A 257-nucleotide genomic window follows, 5' to 3' on the forward strand; every position below is an offset into this window, starting at 1 on the left:
GAGTACAGCTGGACGCATCCGGCGACCACCGCGACCAGGACGCCGACGAGGACGGCGAACCCGTCCAGGCGCAGCGCGAGGTCGATGGGGAGCGCGGCGTTGCCGGTGGGGGTGAGCGGGTGGGCGGCGGTCACCGGGTCGCCGCCCCCCCGCCGCCCCCGCGCCGGGGGGGCGGGGGGGGCGGGGGGCCGCGGGGCGCGGCGCCCCCCCCCGGCGGGGGCCCCGCCCGCGGCGATGTCGCCGCCGTCCAGCAGGAC

The organism is Streptomyces sp. NPDC059853, from assembly GCF_042731495.1.
In the GTDB taxonomy this organism is placed as follows: Bacteria; Actinomycetota; Actinomycetes; order Streptomycetales; family Streptomycetaceae; genus Streptomyces.